The sequence below is a fragment of the Bradyrhizobium sp. UFLA05-89 genome (assembly GCF_059803475.1).
The window spans coordinates 91,481-111,875 of sequence record NZ_JBANBA010000002.1 but is presented as its reverse complement, the minus strand read 5'-3'; the positions used below and the strand labels follow the sequence as shown (position 1 = coordinate 111,875).

16 protein-coding genes are annotated in these 20,395 nt (G+C 63.7%); 11 read left to right on the top strand and 5 right to left on the bottom strand.

Features of this window, described 5'->3' with window-relative positions:
* Window positions 1-69: 69 nt before the first annotated feature.
* Both SO139_RS01760 and SO139_RS01755 read left to right on the top strand, forming a co-directional pair.
* Complete coding sequence (locus tag SO139_RS01760; protein ID WP_449382638.1) at window positions 70-1,392, top strand: ActS/PrrB/RegB family redox-sensitive histidine kinase; 1,323 nt, start codon at window positions 70-72, stop codon at window positions 1,390-1,392.
* 103 nt (window positions 1,393-1,495) lie between these two features.
* Window positions 1,496-2,050: an ActR/PrrA/RegA family redox response regulator transcription factor gene (locus SO139_RS01755; protein WP_254101122.1), complete on the top strand. Its 555-nt coding sequence runs from the start codon at window positions 1,496-1,498 to the stop codon at window positions 2,048-2,050.
* A 119-nt stretch (window positions 2,051-2,169) separates the two neighbouring features.
* On the opposite strand, the gene SO139_RS01750 is transcribed toward SO139_RS01755, so the two are convergent.
* Complete coding sequence (locus SO139_RS01750) at window positions 2,170-2,661, bottom strand: MmcB family DNA repair protein (RefSeq protein ID WP_449382629.1); 492 nt, start codon at window positions 2,659-2,661, stop codon at window positions 2,170-2,172.
* 185 nt (window positions 2,662-2,846) lie between these two features.
* On the opposite strand from SO139_RS01750, the gene SO139_RS01745 reads away from it, so the two are divergent.
* Window positions 2,847-4,547 (top strand): alpha-amylase family protein, encoded by a 1,701-nt coding sequence (locus SO139_RS01745; protein WP_449382630.1) that lies wholly within the window; start codon window positions 2,847-2,849, stop codon window positions 4,545-4,547.
* A 54-nt stretch (window positions 4,548-4,601) separates the two neighbouring features.
* On the opposite strand, the gene SO139_RS01740 is transcribed toward SO139_RS01745, so the two are convergent.
* Entirely contained in the window at window positions 4,602-6,206 is a 1,605-nt protein-coding gene (locus SO139_RS01740; RefSeq protein WP_449382631.1) for an alpha-amylase family glycosyl hydrolase, read from the bottom strand.
* Between the two features lie 173 nt (window positions 6,207-6,379).
* Here SO139_RS01740 and SO139_RS01735 point away from each other — a divergent pair, with 173 nt between their 5' ends.
* The gene (locus SO139_RS01735) at window positions 6,380-7,054 is read left to right on the top strand and encodes an MBL fold metallo-hydrolase (RefSeq protein WP_449382632.1); all 675 of its coding nucleotides are present in this window, start codon (window positions 6,380-6,382) and stop codon (window positions 7,052-7,054) included.
* 161 nt (window positions 7,055-7,215) lie between these two features.
* Here SO139_RS01735 and SO139_RS01730 read toward each other — a convergent pair whose 3' ends face one another.
* Entirely contained in the window at window positions 7,216-7,587 is a 372-nt protein-coding gene (locus SO139_RS01730) for a winged helix-turn-helix transcriptional regulator (protein WP_449382633.1), read from the bottom strand.
* A 130-nt stretch (window positions 7,588-7,717) separates the two neighbouring features.
* On the opposite strand from SO139_RS01730, the gene SO139_RS01725 reads away from it, so the two are divergent.
* The gene (locus tag SO139_RS01725) at window positions 7,718-8,020 is read left to right on the top strand and encodes a hypothetical protein (protein ID WP_449382634.1); all 303 of its coding nucleotides are present in this window, start codon (window positions 7,718-7,720) and stop codon (window positions 8,018-8,020) included.
* An 84-nt stretch (window positions 8,021-8,104) separates the two neighbouring features.
* Here the strand turns inward: SO139_RS01725 and SO139_RS01720 are convergent, their stop codons facing one another.
* Window positions 8,105-9,301 (bottom strand): extracellular catalytic domain type 1 short-chain-length polyhydroxyalkanoate depolymerase, encoded by a 1,197-nt coding sequence (locus SO139_RS01720; protein WP_474800035.1) that lies wholly within the window; start codon window positions 9,299-9,301, stop codon window positions 8,105-8,107.
* 140 nt (window positions 9,302-9,441) lie between these two features.
* Window positions 9,442-10,848, bottom strand: a complete 1,407-nt coding sequence (locus SO139_RS01715) for an MFS transporter (protein WP_449377586.1) — start codon at window positions 10,846-10,848, stop codon at window positions 9,442-9,444.
* A 249-nt stretch (window positions 10,849-11,097) separates the two neighbouring features.
* Between SO139_RS01715 and SO139_RS01710 the strand changes: the two genes are divergently transcribed.
* The 6 genes from SO139_RS01710 to SO139_RS01685 all read left to right on the top strand — a co-directional run bounded on the left by SO139_RS01710 (window position 11,098) and on the right by SO139_RS01685 (window position 20,394).
* The gene (locus SO139_RS01710) at window positions 11,098-12,339 is read left to right on the top strand and encodes an LLM class flavin-dependent oxidoreductase (protein ID WP_449377587.1); all 1,242 of its coding nucleotides are present in this window, start codon (window positions 11,098-11,100) and stop codon (window positions 12,337-12,339) included.
* Window positions 12,340-12,460: 121 nt separating this feature from the next.
* Window positions 12,461-13,837, top strand: a complete 1,377-nt coding sequence (locus SO139_RS01705; protein WP_449377588.1) for a cytochrome P450 — start codon at window positions 12,461-12,463, stop codon at window positions 13,835-13,837.
* Between the two features lie 390 nt (window positions 13,838-14,227).
* Window positions 14,228-15,190, top strand: coding sequence for a sensor histidine kinase (locus SO139_RS01700; protein WP_449377589.1), 963 nt, complete (start codon window positions 14,228-14,230; stop codon window positions 15,188-15,190).
* A 221-nt stretch (window positions 15,191-15,411) separates the two neighbouring features.
* Window positions 15,412-17,148, top strand: a complete 1,737-nt coding sequence (locus SO139_RS01695; RefSeq protein ID WP_449377702.1) for a putative bifunctional diguanylate cyclase/phosphodiesterase — start codon at window positions 15,412-15,414, stop codon at window positions 17,146-17,148.
* A 294-nt stretch (window positions 17,149-17,442) separates the two neighbouring features.
* Window positions 17,443-18,876, top strand: coding sequence for a sigma-54 interaction domain-containing protein (locus tag SO139_RS01690; protein ID WP_449377590.1), 1,434 nt, complete (start codon window positions 17,443-17,445; stop codon window positions 18,874-18,876).
* A 198-nt stretch (window positions 18,877-19,074) separates the two neighbouring features.
* On the top strand, window positions 19,075-20,394 hold the full coding sequence (locus SO139_RS01685) for an MFS transporter (RefSeq protein ID WP_449377591.1): 1,320 nt from the start codon (window positions 19,075-19,077) through the stop codon (window positions 20,392-20,394).
* Window position 20,395: the final 1 nt, after the last annotated feature.

Genomic DNA, 20,395 nt, shown 5'->3' with positions numbered 1-20,395 from the left:
TTGTAACCAGACGGATTGTGTGAGCCACCCGCGTTTGTGACCTGAGAAGGCAGTGCCCAATTGGCCGATATAACTGAAATTGCCGCTTCCGAGTTTCGCCATTCGCGGCGGCATATCCGCCTGGATACGATCCTGCGGCTGCGCTGGCTTGCGGTGCTCGGCCAGCTCGCCGCCATCTTCATCGTGGCGCAGGGGCTGGAATTCAACGTTCCGATCATCCCCTGCGTCACCATCATCGGGCTGGCGGCGGCGCTCAACCTCGCCCTGCAAATGGCGGTCAATCCGATGCAGCGGCTGGAGGGCGTCCATGCGGCCGCACTGCTGGCGCTGAACATCGTGGAATTGGCTGGCCTCTTGTTCTTCACCGGCGGATTGGAGAACCCGTTCTCATTCCTGTTCCTGGCCCCAGTCCTGATCTCCGCGACCGCGCTGCCGGCCAGGCTCACCTTCGGCCTCGGCCTGCTGGCGGTCGCCTGCGCCTCGATATTGGTCTTCTTTCATCTGCCGCTGCCCTGGGACAGCGACGATCCCCTGGTGCTGCCGCCGATCTATCTGGTCGGCGTCTGGCTTTCGATCGTGCTCGCGATCGGCGTCACCAGCCTCTACTCCTTCCAGGTGACGGAAGAGGCGCGCAAGCTCGCCGACGCGCTCGCCGCGACCGAGCTGGTGCTGACGCGCGAGCAACATCTGACCCAGCTCGACGGGCTTGCGGCCGCGGCCGCGCATGAGCTCGGCACACCGCTGGCAACCATCTTCCTGATCTCGCGCGAATTGGAGAAGACGGTGAAGGACGCAAGCTTCGCCGCCGATCTGAAAACCCTGCGCGAGCAGACGCAGCGTTGCCGCGACATCCTGAGCAAGATCACCCAGCTCTCCTCCACCGGCGCGCCGTTCGACCGCATGAAGCTGTCGGAGCTGATCGAGGAGGTCGTGGCGCCACACCGCGATTTCGGTGTTGCCATCAAGGTGCGGATCGCGGTGGCGGCGGCCACGGAACCGGTCGGCTCGCGCAATCCTGCGATTCTCTATGGCGTCGGCAATATTGTCGAAAATGCCGTCGATTTCGCTCATACGACCGTCGAGGTCAATGCGTGGTGGAACAACGATACCATCGAGATCTTGATCTCCGACGACGGCCCCGGCATTCCGCCCGATCTCTTGAACCGGATCGGCGAGCCCTATCTGTCGCGGCGGCGCTTGCAGGACGACGGCGGAGGCGAGCGTCGCGGCCTGGGGCTTGGGGTGTTCATCGCACGCACGCTCCTGGAGCGCACGGGTGCCAAGGTCTCGTTTACCAATCGGACGTTCCCCGAGCATGGCGCCGTGGTGCAGATCGTGTGGCCGCGCGAGCGTTTTGAGGCTACCGAGACGGCCGAAGAAACAATAGGATAGACCGCGACGTTGGGTCGCACTGCGCACGCCATCGACTTTCGACGACCTTGGCAGCGGCCGATTGCAACGCCATATCTTCCAGCGTTGGAGAGAGGACAAAACCTTGAACGCCATCGCCGAACTGAATGAACAGGCCGACCGCTCGCTCTTGATCGTCGAGGACGACAAGCCGTTCCTGGAGCGGCTGTCGCGCGCCATGGAGACGCGCGGCTTCACGGTAACCTCCTGCGATACCGTCTCGGATGGATTGGCAGAGATCGGCAAGGCCGCGCCAGCGTTCGCGGTGGTCGACTTGCGGCTCGGCGACGGCAACGGCCTCGACGTGGTCTCGGCGCTGAAGAAGAAGCGCCCCGATGCGCGCGCCATCGTGCTCACCGGCTATGGCAACATCGCCACCGCGGTGACGGCCGTGAAGATGGGCGCGATCGACTATCTCTCGAAACCGGCCGACGCCGACGACGTCGTCGCTGCCCTGCTGTCGACCGGCACTGAAAAGTCCGAGCTGCCGGCGAACCCGATGTCGGCCGACCGCGTGCGCTGGGAGCACATCCAGCGCATCTACGAGATGTGCAACCGCAACGTCTCGGAAACCGCGCGCCGCCTCAACATGCATCGACGCACATTGCAGCGAATTCTGGCCAAGCGCGCGCCGCGGTAGGTCCGCATGTTGTAGGGTGGGCAAAGGCGCAGAGCGCCGTGCCCACCTCTTCTGCTTCATCTTCGGTGGCATGAGCGGTGGGCACGCTTCGCTTTGCCCACCCTACAAATCGCCGCGCCCTACTCCCAAAACTCCGCGTGGCCCTGCGGATCGACCAGACGGTTGATCCGGAGCGCGGCGGCCATGGCAAAGCGCACCGTCATCTGCTTGCGGGTGGGGGCCGGCAGCTTGTGCTCGGGCGCATCGCAGTGGAGATGCGCGCCATAGGCGTCCGCGATGATCAGGCCGGTGCCTTCCGGAAAGATCTCGCAAGGCAACTCCTGCGTGAAGGCGAAGAACAGCCGGTCGCAATGGGCGCGGTACTCGTGCCATTTCTGATCGCTGCGCAGATCCTCAACCGACGATTTGATCTCGACGATCCAGATCTCGCCGCGCTCGTTCAGCGCGACGAGATCGGCACGGCGGCCCGACGGCAGCGGCAGTTCGCTGATGCAGGAGAAGCGGAGCGATCGCAACAGCCGTGCCGTGCCGCGCGCGACTGCAAGCGCGGTCTCGGACTGGCGGCCGTCAGGCGGCGGCACGAGCGCGATGTGGCGGGCGGTGTTGTCCATGGGGTGAGTTTAGCCGATTCCGCTCGCTGCGCACACCATTCGATGGAAACGAGCTGCATCCCATTCTCAACCGTCGTCCCGGCGAAGGCCGGGACGACACTGAGTGTGAGGCGGGAACCTCGCCTCTCGCCGACACTTATCACGCAGCCACTCACCGCCGTGCGGACCAGCGAGGCTGCCCCGACATGATCGACGACCTCTGGTACAAGAACGGCGTCATCTACTGCCTGTCTGTCGCCACCTACATGGATGCCAATGGCGACGGCGTCGGCGACTTCAAGGGGCTGTTGCGGCGGCTTGACTACCTGCACGGCCTCGGCATTACCGCGATCTGGCTGATGCCGTTTCAGCCGTCGCCCGGCCTCGATGCCGGCTACGACATATCGGACTATTACGGCGTCGATCCGCGCTACGGCACGCTCGGCGACTTCGTCGAATTCGCTCATGGCTGCAAGCAGCGCGGCATCCGCATCATCATCGACCTCGTCGTCAACCACACTTCGGACCAGCATCCCTGGTTCAAGGACGCGCGCCGCTCGAAGGACTCGCCCCATCGCGACTGGTATGTGTGGTCCGACAAAAAGCCCGCGAACGCCGGCAAGGGCGTCGTGTTTCCCGGCGTGCAGAAATCGACCTGGACGCGCGACAAGGAAGCCGGCGCCTGGTACTTCCATCGCTTCTACGATTTCCAGCCCGATCTCAACACCTCGAACCCGCGCGTGCAGGCCGAGCTTCTGAAGATCATGGGCTTCTGGATCCAGCTCGGCGTCTCCGGTTTCCGGATGGATGCCGTGCCGTTCGTGATCGCCACCAAGGGGCCGAAGGTCAAGACGCCGACGGAGCAGTACGACATGCTGCGATCGTTCCGCGAATTCCTGCAATGGCGCGAGGGCGACGCGATCATCCTCGCCGAAGCCAATGTGCTTCCCAAGACCGACATGGAGTATTTCGGCCGTGATGGCGACCGCATGCACATGATGTTCAACTTCCACGTCAACCAGCACCTGTTCTATGCGCTGGCCTCGGCCGACTCGCGCGCACTCGCCGAGTCGCTGAAGGCGACCAAGCCGCGGCCGGCCTCCGCCCAATGGGGCATGTTCTTGCGGAATCATGACGAGCTCGATCTCGGACGGCTAACCAAAGCGCAGCGGGACCTCGTGTTCAAATGCTTCGGGCCGGACAAGGACATGCAGCTCTACGATCGCGGCATCCGCCGGCGGCTGGCGCCGATGCTCGGCGGCGACCGCCGCAGGCTCGAGCTTGCCTACAGCCTGATGTGCACGCTGCCGGGAACGCCAGTGATCCGCTATGGCGACGAGATCGCAATGGGCGACGACCTGGCGCTGCCCGAACGCAATTGCGCACGCACGCCGATGCAATGGTCGACCGAGCCGCACGGCGGCTTCACCGACAGCGACAAGCCGGTCTCGCCGGTCATCGACAAGGGACCGTATGGCTTCGGGCACGTCAACGTCGCCAAGCAGCGGCGCGATCCGAACTCGATGCTGAACTGGACCGAGCGCATCATCCGCATGCGGAAGGAAGTGCCGGAGGTCGGCTGGGGCGACTTCGAGATCATCGCCGTGCAGGACCCGGCGATCTTCATCATCCGCTATGACTGGCGCAACAATTCGGTGCTGTTCGTGCACAATCTCGACGAAAAGCCACGCGAGATCGCGTTCTCGACGAAGCTGCCCGAAGGCCATGGAACGCTGCTGATCAATCTCCTGGCGGAAGATCACAGCCGCGCCGACAAGCGCGGCCAGCACCGCGTCGTGCTCGAACCCTACGGCTATCGCTGGTACCGCGTCGGCGGGCTCGATTACCTCTTGAAGCGCAGCGATATCGACACCAAGGCGATGCGGAAGAATGCGCGGGGGAAGTGACGCCCCTTCCCCCACGTCGGCCCGATGAAGGCCAGGCGAAGGCCGGGACGACGATCAGGATCGCCCCGGCAAGATCACCACGCCTTCATTGCCGCGCAAGTCGAGCACGCCCTCGAGCTCTTCGCCCTCGCGGTCGAGAAAGGTGGAGAGCAGGATCTCGCTGCCGAAGCGGATGGCGCTGGTGGTGACGGCGACGGGGTCGGGGCCGAGATTGAGCACGACGACCAGCGCCTCGCCGCCCGCCTGCCGGCGATAGATCAAGAGGTCGCCTTGCGCGGCGATCGGATGATAATCGCCGGCGACCAGTTGCGGGTGCGCCTTCCGCAAGATGATCAGGCGCTTGTAGAGATTGAGGATCGATAACCTGTCGGCTTCGAGATTGGCCACGTTCTCATGAACGTGGATCTCCGGCAGCGGCAGCCACGGCGCAACTTGAGAGAAACCGCCGAAGCTCGAGGAATCCCATTGCATCGGGGTGCGGCAGCCGTCGCGGCCGACGCCGATGCCGGGCACGTTCTTCTCGAAGGGATCGCGGACGTCCTCGGGTGCGATCGCGACCTGGCTCATTCCGATCTCGTCGCCGTAATAGAGCGTCGGCGTACCGCGCAGCGTCAGCAGCAGCATGGCGGCGACCCGCGCCTGCTCCGGCCCGACGCGGCTTGCGACGCGCGGCCGGTCGTGATTGCCGAGCACCCAGTTCGGCCAGGCACCCTTCGGCAGCGCCTTCTCGTAGTCCTCGATGATCTTTTCGATCGAGCGTGCGCTCCAGAAGGTCGAGAGCAGCGCGAAATTGAACGGCATCTGCGCGCCGGTGAGATCGTTGCCGTAATAGGCCATCAGACGATGCAGCGGCAGATAGATTTCGCCGATCAAGACGCGCGCGCCAAAGGCGTCCGTGACGCGCCGCATCTCGGCGATCACATCGTGCACCTCGGGCTGGTCGGTCGAATATTGCGTGAGGATTTTTTCATTCGGCGGCCGGCCCTCGACATAGTACGGGTTCGGCGGGTTGTCGCGGAAGTCCGCGTCCTTGATCAGGTGCCAGATGACGTCGACGCGAAAGCCGTCGACGCCCGTCTCCAGCCAGAACCGCATCACGCCATACATCGCCTCGCGGACGTCAGGGTTGCGCCAGTTGAGGTCCGGCTGCTGGGCGAGGAAGGCATGGTAGTAATATTGACCGCTCGCCTCGTCATATTGCCACGCGCTGCCACCGAACTCGGACAGCCAGTTGTTCGGCGGCCCGCCGCCCGCGCCCGGATCGCGCCAGATGAACCAGTCGCGCTTGGGGTTATCGCGCGAGGAGCGGCTGGCGATGAACCAGGGATGCTGGTCGGAGGTGTGGTTCGGCACGAGATCCAGGATCAGCTTCAACCCGCTCTCATGCGTGGCCTTAAGCAGCGCATCGAAATCCTCCATGGTGCCGAACAGGGGATCGATGCCGGTGTAATCGGAAATGTCGTAGCCGAAATCGGCCATCGGCGAGCGGTAGACCGGCGACAGCCAGATGGCATCGACGCCAAGCGATTTCACGTAAGGAAGGCGCTTGAGGATGCCGGCGAGATCGCCGACCCCGTCGCCGTCAGTGTCCTGAAACGAGCGCGGGTAGATCTGATAAAAGATGCCGTCGCGCCACCAGTTTTCGTCGTTCTCGGCCATGCTGGAATCGCCACCTTCGAAATCTGCCTCGCGCCAAGCAACGCGCTGGCAACGCTGGGGTTCAGACCAGCAGGCCTTTGAGACCGCCGTGTGACGGCGGAAGCGCCTGTTCCCGCATCCGGAATGCCGAATCTTTTGCTTGGCGGGCCGCCAAAAATCGGCAATGTGAGGCCATGACCGAGCAAACCGAACAATCCCAGGCGGCGAAAGCGGGCGCAATCATCGTTCCCGTGACGCTGTTCGAGCAGAACTGCACCATCATCTGGGACGAGCCCAGCAAGAAGGCCGTGGTGATCGATCCCGGCGGGGACGTTCCAAAAATCCTGGACGCGATCAGCCAGACCGGCGTGACCGTGGAGAAGATCTGGCTGACGCACGGCCATATCGATCACGTCGGCGGTGCCGCCGACCTGCGCGACGCACTGAAGGTGCCGATCGAAGGGCCGCACGTCGCCGACAAGTTCCTGCTCGACAATGTGGTCGAGAGCGGCGCGCGCTTCGGCATGAGCGGCGTGCGCAATTTCGCGCCGGACCGCTGGCTGGAGGAAGGCGACACCGTCTCGATCGGCGATCTCTCCTTCGACATCCTGCACTGCCCGGGCCACTCACCCGGCAGCGTCGTCTTCTTCAACAAGGAGCTGCGCTTTGCCCATGTCGGCGACGTCCTGTTCGCAGGTTCGGTCGGCCGCACCGACCTGCCCGGCGGCAGTCACGCGACGCTGATCAACTCGATCAAGACGAAACTCCTGCCGCTCGGCGACGACGTCGGCTTCATCTGCGGCCATGGCGCGGGCTCGCGCATCGGCCATGAGCGGATGACGAACCCGTTCATCACCGGGGAGATGTAGCTTTACTGCGTCACGAGCACACGCCCTCATCCTGAGGAGCCCGCGATAAGCGGGCGTCTCGAACGATAGCCGCGCGTGAGAGACGGGCCTTCATGGTTCGAGACGCGCGTTCCGCGCTCCTCACCATGAAGGTCCTGCGACGCAGCGAGTTTTAGGCTGCCCTACTCCGCGGCATCTGCGAGCGCCGCCGGCTCGCTCAAATGCCGCTCGCCCCAATCGCGGATCGCCGCAATCACGGGCACGAAGCTCTTGCCCTTGCGGGTGAGGCGGTATTCGACCTTCGGCGGCACCACGCCAAAATCGCGGCGGTCGATCAGCCCGCTCTCGGTGAGCGCCTTCAATTCGCGGCTGAGCACCCGCGGGGTGATCTCGGCGCTGCCCGCGGCACCTCGGAGCAGGCCGCTCCTGATCTCGCCATAGCGGCGCGGGCCGTCCTTCAGGTCCCAGACAATCCGCAGCTTGTACTTGCCTGCGATCATCTTCTGGAAGGCTGCGACCGGGCAGCTCCGCAGGGCCGATCTCGCTTTCGCCATCTCGTCACCTCTCTGCGCTCACAGGAGGATAGGAGGGATGCCGAAAAAGTCCATACTATCAATTTTGTCCATACTTGCAGAACTGCTCACGAGGCGCAGATGATGACGCACACGACGAAGGGAGCGTCACATGAAGCACTTCATGATCACGTATCAGTTCAGGAACGGCACGACGGAGGCCTGGCACCAGGAGATCGGCCGCTTCATCAAGGCGATCAACGAGGATGCGGAGCTGAAGGGACGGATCGGCTATCGCTGCATGAAGAACCGCGACGACAACAGCTATCTCCACCTTGCCAGCGTCACCGACGATGCCGCGCAGAAGACCCTGCAATCGCGCGACTTCTTCAAGCACTATACCGAGATGACGCGAAAGGTCGCCGACGGCGAGGTGACGGTGACGCCGATCGAGCTGATCGATCAGACGGCGTAGCGCTGGTCGGATTGCTGCGCCAAAAACGCAAACATCGTCCCGGATCCGCGCTGCGCTTGTCCGGGACGACAGTTGGGATTGGTTCTACTTCATCAGGCCAGCGGCCGTCAGCGCGCGCGTGATGACGGCGCTGAGGTCGAGGCGACGCCTGGCCTTCTTGCCGGGCTTGGCCTTGAGCTTTGCATTTCCTTGCGGCTCGGCAACGGCGGTACGGATCGACCTTGCAAGATGCGGCGCGGGCGACAGGGCCGGCGCCGGCTTCGCCGCCGCGGTCGGCTTCTTCTCGGGCGCGGCGCTGCGGATCCATTCCGTCAGGCCGAAGAATTTTGCGATGTGATACGACGAAGAAATGCCCGCCTCGATCAGGAAGGCGCCTTCGATGCCGTAGCGATGATCGTTGTCGGCGACGCCGAGCGGCGTGCCGTGCGCCATGTCGGTGATGGCGAAGGATTCGACGATGGTCTCGCCGTCCGCATTCCACCAGGCCTGGCGTGGATAGCCGTCGACGACGGTTTCCGACATCGGCGTCAGCGGCAGGTCATGCAGGTCAAGCCACTGCTTGACGATCTCATCGGCATTGCCGGGATTGACGGTGCGGTCGGCGCTGCCGTGCCAAACCGAAATCTTGGGCCAGGGACCGCGATGGTCGGACGCCTTGCGCACGAGATCGCCGAGCTCGCGCGCAGGGCGCTCCGGCGAATGAAACATACCATCGAGAGCCTGACGCAGATTCGATGCCACACCGTAGGGCAGGCCCGCAATGATGGCGCCAGCCGCGAAAACCTCCGGATAGGTCGCAAGCATCACCGAGGTCATGCCGCCGCCGGCCGACAGGCCGGTGATGAAGATGCGCCGCGCGTCGATGCCGTGCGTCGAGACCATGTGCGCGATCATCTCGCGAATCGAGCGCGCCTCGCCGCTGTCGCGCGCAGTGTCTTCCGGACTGAACCAGTTGAAGCAGGTGTTGGCATTGTTGGCGAGCTGCTGCTGCGGCATCAACAGCGCGAAGCCGTAATGCTTTGCAAGCGTCGACCATCCGGCGCCGAGATCGTAACCAGCCGCGGTCTGGCCGCAACCATGCAGCACGACGACGAGTGCACGCACCTGCTGCAATTGCGCCGGTACGTACGCGAACATGCGCAGGTTTCCGGGATTAGAGCCGAATCCGGTGATCTCCGTCAGCGGACTGTGCTGGCCCGTGCCGCGCAAGTTTTCGGCAAAGCGCAGACCGTCCAGCTTTGGCAGACGTCTTAAGAGATCGACATTCCTGGTTAACGACACCGACAGCTCCTGATGGGGCAACTTCCAACGCCACCCCAAAACAGATAGTTGCTGCGACGCAAAATAAAAAGTCTGTGTGCCGTCAATCCCCGTGAATTAACGGGCAATTCGACTACGCAATCGACAACGTTGCCTAGAGTTCATGCGGGCGCGCGGCGCATCCATGTCAGAAATGCGACGCAGATCATGATTAACGTCGCAAACAGGGCGATCGCGACAAAAAAACCTGCACGCGATGAGTGCAACGATTCGACAGCAAAGAATACCGCACCGATTGCGGCGACACCGGCTGCATTCCCGATCTGAATGGTTGTGCCGTACATGCCGGATGCCGAGCCTGCCGCGACAGGCTTCACCGTCGAGAGCACGGCACCCGAGAGCGGCGCCATCACGAGACCCTGGCCATAGCCGAAGATGATCATGGTGAGCGCAAGCATGACCGGCGTCGGCGCATCGACAGAGAAGGCAAGAAGCGCGAGCGCCGCGAGACCCGCGGTCTGAAGCGCGCAGCCCTCGATCAGCACCTTGGTGCCACGATGCCGCGCCCGCACGCCGCTGTGGCGCGACGCCACGACGAAGGCGAACGCGAGCGGAATGAAGGCGCTGCCGGCCGCGAGCGGCGGAATCTTCAACCCCTTTTGCATGAACAGCGTCATGATCAGGTAGAAGGACAGATTGGCGAGAAAGAAAAAGAACGCGGCGCCAAGTCCGCGCAGGAAAGCAGAGTCCGACAACAGCGTGAGATCGATCAGCGGCATGCCGCCGCGCCGCGCCACGGCGTGCTCCAGGCGCAGGAAGAACGCGAGCATAGCGACTCCAATGGCCACCACGCCCCAGAGCCACGGCGCCCAGCCAGCATCGTGGCCGAACAGCAGCGGCCCGATCAGGCACAACAAGCCTGCGAACAAGACAAGACTGCCGGCGACGTCGAGCCGCGTGCCGACTCGTCGCGTGGCCTGTGGCATGATGCGCATCGCGGCGGCGATGATGAGGAGGCCGAACGGCACGTTGACGAAGAACACCGAGCGCCAGCCGGCATGCGCAAGGTCGATCGTCAAGAGCAGGCCGCCGAGCAGGAAGCCGGCGGCACCGGCGAGCCCCAGCACGATGCCATAGATGCCAAACGCGCGGTGGCGCGACCCGTCAGTAAATAGAAGATGCAACGTCGCCAATACTTGCGGCACCATCAGTGCCGCGGTTGCGCCTTGCGCCAGCCGCGCGATGATCAGCTCGGAAGCGGATTGCGCAAGCCCGCACCACAGCGAGGTCAGCGTGAAGCCGGCAACACCGGCCAGAAACACGTTCTTCGTGCCATGGATGTCGCCGAGCCGACCGCCCGTGACCACCAGCGTCGCATAGGCGATCAGGTAGATCGCAACCACGGATTCGATCTGCGCCGGCGTCGCATGCAGGTCGACCGCGATGGTCGGGATCGCGACGTTGACCACGAAGGCGTCGACGCCGAACATGAACTGCGCGGCCACCACGATCGCCAACACCCACCAGCGGCGACTTGAATCCAGCGGCTTTGCGACGATCCGATGCATTGGCACGCGCCCGTTTCGAATTTCTCTGGCCGGATGCTTTCAGATTGGATGCAGCGGAGCGATTACCTCCGAGGTAGGATTCGCGCACTCTTCCTTCCGCCTGCGGCAAGAGAGAAAAGAAGCACGGTCGCTCTCATCCCCGCACATAGCTGCATTCCGCCGCGCGGGAGACGGCGCGATTGCCTTCGCATGCGCGAGCACGTAGCTTCGCGGACCAAACAAACAGAAAATTCAGCCGGAGAGAACGCCATGGCGCGCCTGAAATTCGGAGCCTTTCTTGCCCCGCATCACCCGATCGGGGAGCATCCGATGCTCCAGTTCCGGCGCGATCTCGACCTCGTCGAGCAACTCGACGCGCTCGGCTATGACGAGTTCTGGTGCGGCGAGCATCATTCCTCCGGTTGGGAGATGATTGCGTCGCCAGAGATGTTCCTGGCAGCGGCCGGCGAGCGCAGCAAACGCATCAGGCTCGGCACCGGCGTCGTCTCGCTGCCCTATCACCATCCGTTCAACGTCGCCCAGCGCATGGTGCAGCTCGACCACATGACCGGCGGACGCGCGATCTTCGGCTCCGGCCCCGGCGCGCTCGCATCCGACGCACATACGCTCGGCATCGACCCGATGACGCAGCGCGACCGTCAGGACGAGGCGATCGCCATTATCCGCCGCCTCTTCAATGGCGAGCGCGTCACTGCCAAGAGTGATTGGTTCACGATGAACGACGCCGCGCTCCAGCTCCTGCCGCTCCAGGAGGAGATGCCGTTCGTGGTGGCCTCGCAGATCTCACCCTCCGGCATGACGCTCGCCGGCAAATATGGCATCGGCATCATCTCGCTTGGCTCGATGACGACGCAGGGCCTGATGTCGCTGCGTCAGCAATGGGAATTCGCCGAGGATGCCGCGAAAAAGCACGGCACCAAGGTCGATCGCGCCGACTGGCGCGTGCTGCTCACCTGGCACATCGCCGAAACCCGCGAGCAGGCCCGCCGCGAGGCCGGCGCCGGGCTGATGCGCTGGCACAACGAATATAATGTCGGCACGCTGCAACGGCCGGGCCTGACCGCGTTCTCCTCGCCGGACGAGGCCGTGGACAAGACCGCCTTCGTCGACGGCGCGGCCTCCACCATCGGCACGCCCTATGATCTCGTGAATACCATCAAGAACGTGATGGAGGTGTCCGGCGGCGTCGGCGCCATCATCGGCTTCGTGCACGACTGGGCCAATCCGGAAGCCACGCGCCGGAGCTGGGACATGGTCGCGCGCTATGTGGTGCCCGAGATCAACGGCTACATCGACGGACTTCGCAGGTCGCAAAAATTCGTGATCGAGAACCGTGCGATCTTCGAGCGCGCGGGCCAGGCGGTGATGGCCAAGATCATGGAGAACGAGAAGGCCGCCGAGGCCCTGAAGCAGACCGGCCCCGGCCGCGTCGCGATCCCCGCCGTCAACGCGCCGGATTTGCAGAAGGAGGCGGCGAAAAGGCAGGCCTAGGGTCCGCGGCATTCGCTTGCGAACGCCGTCACATCGGTTCCGCCCCAACTGTGCTATGCTGACTGCGTAGCCGGCCGCGTGGTCGCACGATCCCGTTCGGTCAACAACCGGAGCCAACGCCATGTCGATGCAGAGTGTGGCCTCGCCCGCGATCAGCTGGACCGCCCCCAGGCGCAACGAGCTCAAGCACATTCCGGGTGACGAGGGCTGGCCGATCATCGGCAAGACGCTCCAGGTGCTGGCCGACCCCAAGGGGCACATCGAGGCGGCCGGGGCGAAATATGGGCCGGTCTATCGCACCCACATTTTCGGCGAGACCAATGTCGTGCTGCTCGGGCCCGAAGCAAACGAGCTCGTGCTGTTCGACCAGCAAAAGCTGTTCTCCTCGACCCATGGCTGGAACAAGGTGCTCGGCCTGTTGTTTCCACGCGGCCTGATGCTGCTCGATTTCGACGAGCACCGCCTGCACCGCAAGGCGCTGTCGGTCGCCTTCAAGTCCGGGCCGATGAAGTCCTATCTCAGCGATCTCGACAAGGGCATCGCGGCGCGAGTGGCGCAGTGGAAGACGAAGCCGGGCGTGATGCAGATCTATCCGGCGATGAAGCAGCTCACGCTCGATCTCGCCGCGACGTCGTTCCTCGGCGCCGATATCGGGCCGGAGGTCGACGAAATCAACCGCGCCTTCGTCGACATGGTGGCGGCCGCCGTCACCCCGATCCGCCGCCCCCTGCCGGGCACGCAGATGGCGCGCGGCGTGAACGGGCGCAAGCGGATCGTCGCCTTTTTCAGGGAGCAGATTCCGCTGCGCCGCGCCAGGCAAGGCGGCGAGGACCTGTTCTCGCAGCTCTGCCACGCCACCCATGAGGATGGCGCGCTGCTCTCCGAGCAGGACATCATCGACCATATGAGCTTCCTGATGATGGCCGCGCATGACACGCTGACCTCGTCACTGACGTCCTTCATCGGCGAGCTCGCGGCGCATCCGGAATGGCAAAGCAGGCTGCGCGACGAGGTTACGGCGCTAAAACTGTCGGCTGGCGCGCCGACGAGCTTCGACGATCTCGAAAAGATGCCGCTGTCGGAGATGGCGTTCAAGGAGGCGCTGCGGATCAAGCCGCCGGTGCCGTCGATGCCGCGCCGCGCGATGCGCGACTTCACGTTCAAGGGGTTTACGATTCCGGCCGGCACGGCGGTCGGCGTCAATCCGCTCTATACCCATCACATGAAGGACATCTGGCCGGAGCCGGATCATTTCGATCCCTTACGCTTCACCGAGGAGGCGCAGCGCAACCGTCACCGCTTCGCCTGGATACCCTTTGGCGGCGGCGCGCATATGTGCCTCGGCCTGCACTTCGCCTACATGCAGGCGAAATGCTTTGCGCGGCACTTCTTGCAGAATCTCGAGGTATCGCTGGAGCCGGGCTACAAGCCGGACTGGCAGATGTGGCCGATCCCGAAGCCGCGCGACGGATTGCGGGTTGTGGTGAAGGCGGTGTGACATCGTCGAGATCGTAGGGTGGGCAAAGCGAAGCGTGCCCACCACGTCTGTCGCAATCGTGGAGAGATGGTGGGCACGACGCGCGAAGAGCGCGTCTTTGCCCACCCTACGAATCCCGCCCTGCCTCGCCTTCCGGTATACGCCACCTCGCGATCACAATTTTGGCACCTTCAGCGACAAAGACTTCTGCTGGTCGCTCCAGCCTGCCCATGGGATGTTCCTGTCTTCGAATGCTTCAAGGCCAATCGACCGGCACTGCGCGGTGTCGTCGTTCCAAGGGCCAATAGTCCCGCCTGCCAATGCCGGGGCAAGCTATGCTTGCGCAGGCGGCCTGTGCAGCGCCTTCATTTGCAGCCCGCCTTCCGAGTTCGCTTTGCGGTTGAACGGCAGATGATGAAACTGGTCGACGAATTCCGGAAAGGCTGGCTCGGCATCTCGCCGCCTTCGCTGGCGCTCAGCGTCGGCTTTGCGACGATCTGTCTCGTGCTCGCGACGCTGGTGCGCTGGGGCCTCGCCCAGGTGCGGCCGGACATCTTCTTCACGCCGTATTTTCCGGCCGTGTTCTTTGCCGCCGCATTCGGGGGCCTGCGCATCGGCGTCATCACCGCGCTGATCGGCGGCGTGCTTGGCGTCAGCCTGAATTTCGGCGATGCCCATGCCGACACCGCGCGCTTCGTCCTGCTCGTGCTGTACTGGGCCGTCACCGCGCTCACGATCTGGGGCGTCGAGCACTACCGCTCACTGCTCATCGAGCAGCGGCGGATCTCCAAGCGCCTTATCGAGGAAGAGGATTATCGCAAGCTCCTGGTCGACGAATTGCAGCACCGGCTGAAGAACAAGCTCTCGACCGTGCACGCGGTGCTGCATCAGGTGCTGCATGACCAGCCGCAGGTCTGGGCCCGCGTCGATCCGCGGCTGCGGTCGCTGGCGGCAACTGACGATCTGATCGCGCGCGTCGACAATTCCGGCTGCGACATACGCGACCTCCTGATTTCCGAGCTCGGCCCTTACGGCCATGTCCGCTTCTCGCTGAACGGCGAGCGGCTGTTCCTGCCGGCAAAGCTTGCGGTCACGCTGTCACTGATGTTTCACGAGCTCGCCACCAATGCGAGCAAATATGGTGCGTTTTCTGCACCACGCGGCCTGTTGCAGGTGTCCTGGACCGTCTCCGACGATCGTCTCACCATCACGTGGGACGAAACGGAAGGACCCAGCGTCGACAAGGTCTCGGCACCGGGCTTCGGCACCAAATTGTTGAAATCGGCGCTAATCGCCTTCGACGGCAAGACCGAGATCTCATACCTGAAGAGCGGCGTTCATTGCATCATGCAATGTCGCATTCCCAAATCCTGACACTTTGGCGGCAAAGCCAAAGCAGTCCGCGCGCATTCCTCGCGGTTTCGCAGGTGCCGTTGATACTCTGTTAATGACGATGGGTGCCGCGCGTGCCGGCGCGAACAGGTTGTGGAAACCACGCCTGTATTTCTGCGTATCCCTTAACCAAAACTAAGAGGGACTTCGGCAAGATCGCGCCATTACAAAGCCGCGCCCGAACAACAAGATTCATGAATTCTATGGACGACAGCAAATACTGCGGCGCGACTGATGCCGAGCTCGGATTTCTCAAGGAAATCGTTAGAATGCTGCCTGCCGGCGTGACCGTGCAGGACGCGCGCGGCGACCTCATTCTGGTTAACGATGCCGCCGCCCGCCATCTCGGCATGGATGGCAACCGGCCCACACCGGACCTGGCGCAGCGCCGCCAGGCCTGCCAGCAGGCGATGCGGGGCGGCCAGCCGGTGGTGGCCGAGGAATCCGTCCATGATGGCACCGCGCGCCAGGTCCTGCTCACCACCCATCGTCCGGTCCGCCTTGCCGGCCGCGATCTCCTCATCTCCACCTCCTCCGACATCACCGAGCAGAAGAATTTCGAGGACCAGCTGTTTCGCTCGGCCTATTTCGACGAGCTCACCGGCCTGCCCTCCCGGCGCGTGATCGAGCACCGCGCCAACGGCATTTTGGCGCGCGAGCACAGCGGCGAACGTTTCGCACTCGCCTTTCTCGACATCGATAATTTCAAGCACATCAACGACTATTACGGTCATTCGGTCGGCGATGCGCTGCTGGTTGAGCTATCGAAGCGGCTCGGCCGCGACTTGCGCGAAACCGACATGCTGTCGCGGATCTCGGGCGACGAATTCCTGCTGCTGCTCTCGCCGATCAAGAGCGAGGAGGAGGTCGCCGAATTTATCCAGGCGACGCTGAAACGCCTCACCGCGCCCTTCTTCATCGACTCTTCCGAGATCTTCGCCTCCACCTCGGTCGGCGTCAGCCTCTATCCCGATCACGGCCGCTCCTTCGAGGTGCTGCGTCAAAATGCCGACATCGCGATGTACCGCATCAAGAACGACGGCAAGGGCTCCGCCGCGTTCTTCGATTCCGGCATGGAGCGCGAGGCGCTCGCGCGCATGAAGATCGAGCAGTCGCTGCGGCTCGCCATTCTCGAGAAGCGTTTCTGCTGCGCTTTCCAATCCAAGGTCGACATCCGCACGCAGGCGGTGAAGGGCATCGAGGCCTTGGTGCGCCTGCGCGACGACGAGGGCGTGATCCAGGCACCGGGCTCGTTCATCAACCTCGCGGTCGAGCTCGGGCTGATCGACGAGCTCACCCATCTCGTGCTGGCCGAGATCGTGCGGTCGATCGACCTGATCAACGACACCTTTGGCGCGGAAGCCAGCATCAGCATCAACATCGCCGCCAAGCAGGCGGGCAATCCCGAATTCATGCGCTCTTTTGCGCGGGCGCTGGACGAGACCGGCTTTCCGAAACGCTTCATGATCGAAGTGACGGAGGACGCCTTCGTCGCCACGAATCTTTTTCAGTCCGAGATCCTGCCGATGTTCCGCAAGCTTGGCGTCGGCATCTCCATCGACGATTTTGGCATCGGCTACTCCTCGCTTTCGGCTCTCGCCGACATCACGGCCGACGAGCTCAAGATCGACCGCTCCTTCATCACCGACATCCATAAGCGCCCGCGCAGCCAGGGCATCTTGCGCGCGATCGAATCCTTGAGCGAGGCGCTGGGCATGACAGTCATCGCGGAAGGCCTCGAATCCTATGAGGAGCTGGCCTATCTCCAGGCCGCGACCAAGATCCGCTATGCGCAGGGCTATTACTTCGCCCGGCCGATCTTCCTGGAGGAGCTGAAGCTCGCAACGCCCGCGGCCAGCGAAGCGCGCGTCAGCACCGCAAGCCGCCCGGCGCAGCAGAACCGCCAGGGCTATTCGCGCGCGAGCGGATACCGGCGATAGGGTCGGCGCTGGTGCAACATTCTCAGTGTCGTCCCGGCGAAGGCCGGGACCCACAACCCCAGGAAGGAGTCGTGGCGCGAGCTGGTAACCACGAGTCTTCGCCAAACCACTTCCTGTGGTAATCGCGACGAGCGCAGAGCGCTCGCGCGGAGGTCCTGGATTTGCGCTCCGCTTCGCTGCGCTTGTCCAGGACGACGTGCTGGACGAGTTTTCGCCCTTTGAAATTGCTGGCCTTTTGCTAAGAAGCAGGCGAACGTCCGGGCTTGCCTCGCTTGGCAGCCACCGAGGTACGCCATGTCCGCCTCCGTCGTCAGCGATTCCGCCTATATTCGCGCCCGCGCCATGGAGACGCTGTTCGAGCGGCTGGAGCATCTCTGCGAGGGTGCCATTGCGATCGATCGCAGCGGGCGCGTGGTCTATGTCAACGAGAAATACGTCACCGCGATCGGCCTTTCGCACGAGTCCGAGGCGCTCGGACGTCCGATCGAGGAGATCATTCCCAACAGCCTGATGCGGCGGGTGGTGGAGACCGGCGAGCCGATCATCCTCGACATCATGGAGCTCGGCGGCGAGCAGCTCGTCGTCACCCGCATGCCGATCGAGGACGAGCGCGGCAACATCATCGGCGCCATCGGCTTCGTGCTCTATGACCGCCTCGAGGGCCTGAAGCCGCTGCTCGCGCGTGTCACTCAGCTCGAGAGCGATCTGCGACTGGCGCGGCGGCAATTGTCGCATGTCCGCGCCGCACGCTTCACTTTTGCCGATTACGTCGGCGCGACGCCAGGCATCGCACAGGCCAAGGAGCTGGCGGCGCGCGCCGCGCGGCAGAACGTCACCGTGCTGCTGACCGGCGAGACCGGGACGGGCAAGGAGATGCTGGCGCAGGCCATCCACAACGCCTCCTCCCGCGCCGAAAAGCCGTTCGTCAGCGTCAACGTCGCCGCCATTCCCGACACGCTGATCGAGTCGGAATTCTTCGGGACAGTGCCGGGCGCCTATACCGGGGCCGACCGCAAGGGCCGCGAGGGAAAATTCCGCATCGCCGATGGCGGCACGCTGTTCCTCGACGAGATCGGCGAGATGCCGCTGCAGCTCCAGGCCAAGCTGCTCCGCGTGCTGCAGGAGCGCGAGATCGAGCCGCTCGGCTCCGACAAGGTCACCAAGATCGACGTGCGCGTGGTCGCCGCGACCAATGTGGATCTGCACAAGCGTGTCAGCGACGGCGCGTTCCGCGCCGATCTCTATTACCGGCTCAACGTGCTCTCGATCGGCCTGCCGCCCTTGCGCGACTGTCTCGGCGATCTTCCTGACATCTGCGCGCGACTGCTCGAGGACATCAGTGCGACCGGCGACTACGTCAACGCGAAGATCACACCGAGCGCGCTCGCCGCGCTTGCCCGCTACGACTGGCCCGGCAACGTCCGCGAGCTCCGCAATATTCTGGAGCGCGCGCTGATCCTGAGCGACTCGGGACGGCTGACCGGCGAGGATTTTGCCCGCATCCTGCCCGTCGGGGACACCAGACCTGTGGCGCAGGTCCGCACGGGCGGCACCATCGTCCCCTATGCCGAAGCGGAAGCCGAGTTCGAGAAGCACACGCTCGAGCAGGCGCTCGCCGCCAGCAACGGCCAGATCTCGGAAGCCGCAAAGATGCTCCAGATCTCGCGCGCGACCTTCTACAAGAAGCTCGCCAAGTTCGGCCTCGCCTCGGGACCGGCTTCCGTCTGAGTTTCGAGACTGAAAGTGTCCGGAGTCTCAGACTCCGGACACTGCGCACCGCGCTCCCTTCCCGTCGCCGATGCGCGAATTGCCGGGTTTTCAGCCACTTTGCCCACAACCGCCGCATCTGGCGCGGAGCTTGCTTTTCGCTCTGCACAAAGACGCATGTTGCAAGTGCGCGCTTGGCAAAAACAGGGAGAACCCAAGATGAGTGGAGCGATCACAGTCAATCAGCTTCAGGCAAAGCAGCCATCGCACGTCACCGTCGCCACTGCGAGCCTGATCGGCACGGCGATCGAATGGTACGATTTCTTCCTCTACGGCACCGCCGCCGCGCTGATCTTCAACAAGCTGTTCTTTCCGACCTTCGACCCCATGATGGGCACGCTGCTGGCGTTTGCGACCTATGCGCTCGGCTTCATCGCGCGCCCGCTCGGCGGCGTCGTGTTCGGCCACTACGGCGACAAGATCGGCCGCAAGACCATGCTCTATCTGACGCTTCTGATCATGGGCGCTGCGACCGCGGCAATCGGCTTCCTGCCGACCTATGAGACCGCCGGCATCTGGGCCGCGATCCTGCTCGTCGCCTGCCGCCTGATCCAGGGCTTTGGCTTAGGCGGCGAATGGGGCGGCGCCGTGCTGATGGCGGTCGAGCACGCGCCCGAGGACAAGAAGGGCTTTTACGGGAGCTGGCCGCAGCTCGGGGCGCCGCTTGGCCTGGTGCTCGGCACGCTGGTGTTCTCGGTCGTCTCGTCGATGCTGACCGACGCGCAGCTCTATGCCTGGGGCTGGCGCATCCCGTTTCTGTTCTCGATCGCGCTGGTGCTGGTCGGCCTATGGATCCGCTTCACCATCGCGGAATCGCCGGAGTTCCAGAAGGTCAAGGACACCAAGCAGGAAGTGAAGATGCCGATCCTCGAGGCGATCCGGATGTATCCGAAGAACATTCTGCTCGCGATGGGCGCGCGCTTCGCCGAGAACGGCTTCTTCTACATCTATGCAACCTTCGTGCTCGCCTATGCGACGCAATCGCTCGGCATGAACAAGCAGGACATGCTGAACGGCGTTCTGATCGCGGCCGCGATCGAGACGTTCACGATCCCTGCGTTCGGCGCGCTCTCCGACCGCGTCGGGCGGCGGCCGGTTTACATCTTCGGCGCGGTCTTTTCCGCGCTGATGTCGTTCCCGCTGTTCATGCTGCTGTCGACCAAGAATCCGCAAGCCGCCTGGATCGCGATCGTGCTGGGTCTCGCCGTCGGACATGCGGCGATGTACGGCCCGCAGGCGAGCTTCCTGTCGGAGCTGTTCGGCACCAAGGTGCGCTATAGCGGCGTCTCGCTCGGCTACAATCTCGCCTCGATCTTCGCCGGTGCGCTGTCGCCGCTGATCGCGACCGGTCTGATGACGGCCTATGCGCCGGCAACCTGGCCGATCTCACTGTACATGATCGTGCTCGCGATCATCACCATTGTGTCGGTCTACTTCGCCACCGAAACACGCAAAACAGCTCAGGCCTGGGCGGCCTGAG